Annotated in this window: 3 protein-coding genes; all 3 read right to left on the reverse strand. The window is 70.3% G+C overall.

Annotation, left to right across the window (positions count from 1 at the left end):
- Positions 1–124: 124 nt before the first annotated feature.
- The 3 genes from ROTAS13_RS24695 to ROTAS13_RS24705 are packed head-to-tail and all read right to left on the reverse strand — an operon-like array spanning position 125 to position 1,123.
- Complete coding sequence (locus tag ROTAS13_RS24695) at positions 125–388, reverse strand: type II toxin-antitoxin system prevent-host-death family antitoxin (RefSeq protein WP_075823680.1); 264 nt, start codon at positions 386–388, stop codon at positions 125–127.
- A gap of 37 nt (positions 389–425) precedes the next feature.
- Positions 426–770: a hypothetical protein gene (locus ROTAS13_RS24700; protein WP_075823681.1), complete on the reverse strand. Its 345-nt coding sequence runs from the start codon at positions 768–770 to the stop codon at positions 426–428.
- A complete protein-coding gene (locus tag ROTAS13_RS24705) occupies positions 767–1,123 on the reverse strand; it encodes a hypothetical protein (RefSeq protein WP_075823682.1) in 357 nt (118 codons plus the stop codon). The genes ROTAS13_RS24700 and ROTAS13_RS24705 overlap by 4 nt, the downstream gene beginning before the upstream one ends.
- Positions 1,124–1,230: the final 107 nt, after the last annotated feature.

A 1,230-nucleotide genomic window follows, 5' to 3' on the forward strand; every position in this document is an offset into this window, starting at 1 on the left:
CGTCGAGACTTGTGATCAAGAGACAGGGCAGACCGGCCGCTCCTTGCGGCCGCTGTCCTCGCCCGCCCTGGACTGCGACAGCCAGAGATAGGGGTAGCGCAGGACGGTTCCCTGCGGTCCCGGATCAGGCGCCATGGCTATCCTCGTCGGCCTGCGCGGCCAGGCGCTCCAGTTCCGGCAGGAATAGGGCCGCCACCTCCTCCGGCGCCTCGCCCGCCCCGAAGACCCGGCGCGGATCGGCCGGGCGGGACAGGCGCTCGTAGTCCTCGATCGCCATCAGCACGAAGCGCGGCTTGCTGTGCTGCGTGATCGCGACCGGAGCGCGGGTCGCGGCATGTGTGACCTCGCGGATATCGCGGACCAGCTCGGAGGTGGAGAAGGATCGCATGGCTTTCTCCGGAATAACGTATTTTACGTAAAATACGTTATTCCCTTGGAAGATCAATCATGGGAGCCGCGATCACATCGGTGCTCCAAGCCGAAGCCGGAGGCTCTTCCCGGTCGAAGCAGGGAAAGCCGGTCAGAGGCTGGGCATCGGCGTCGAACAGCAGGTAGTCGCAGCCTCGCGCGCGAGCCTCCATCATCAGCGCCCAGAGCGTGTCGGAGATGTCCGGGCGGTCCTCGTCGGCGTAGACGAACCATCCGTAGGGCATCGTGCCGCAGCACACCTCGCCCCGCACCCCGGCCAGGGCCGAGGCCGTCAGGCAGGCGTGATCCTCCGGCGCGAGATGGACGGTGGAGAGGTCGAGAAAGCGGCGCACGGGGTTCATCGGGCGTTTCCTTCCAGCTTCGTGGTGGCGGGCGGCGTCGGGCCGCGCGGAGCCCGCGGCGCCGGCAGGGCGTGCAGCCCGTCCCAGGACAGGGCCGGGCATTCACTCATGCGGCCGAGACGGCGGGCGATCGCCGCGCGGGTGTAGTGGGAGCGGTGGAAGCCGCCCTCCGGCTCCCGCCGGCAGGGCTCGCCCTCGCCTGCACGGCAGACGGGGCAGTCCACCGCCGTCGAGGGATCGGTGGGAAAGGTCCGGCTGCAGCGGGTGCAACTGACCGGCTCGCCGGCCTCGGTCGCCAGGAACAGGGATGCCTGCGCCGGACGCCGGCCGGACAGGATGCGACGGATTTCCATGGGAATGTCCTTCTCCGAACACCTCCCAGGCCGCCGCTGCCCCGCGCCGCCGGGGCAAGGGCGCCGCGCAGCGGCGGGCCGTCAGGCCCTGGCCCTTGCGGCGGGGG

This window comes from Roseomonas sp. TAS13 (assembly GCF_001950415.1).
Lineage (GTDB): Bacteria > Pseudomonadota > Alphaproteobacteria > Acetobacterales > Acetobacteraceae > Roseomonas > Roseomonas mucosa.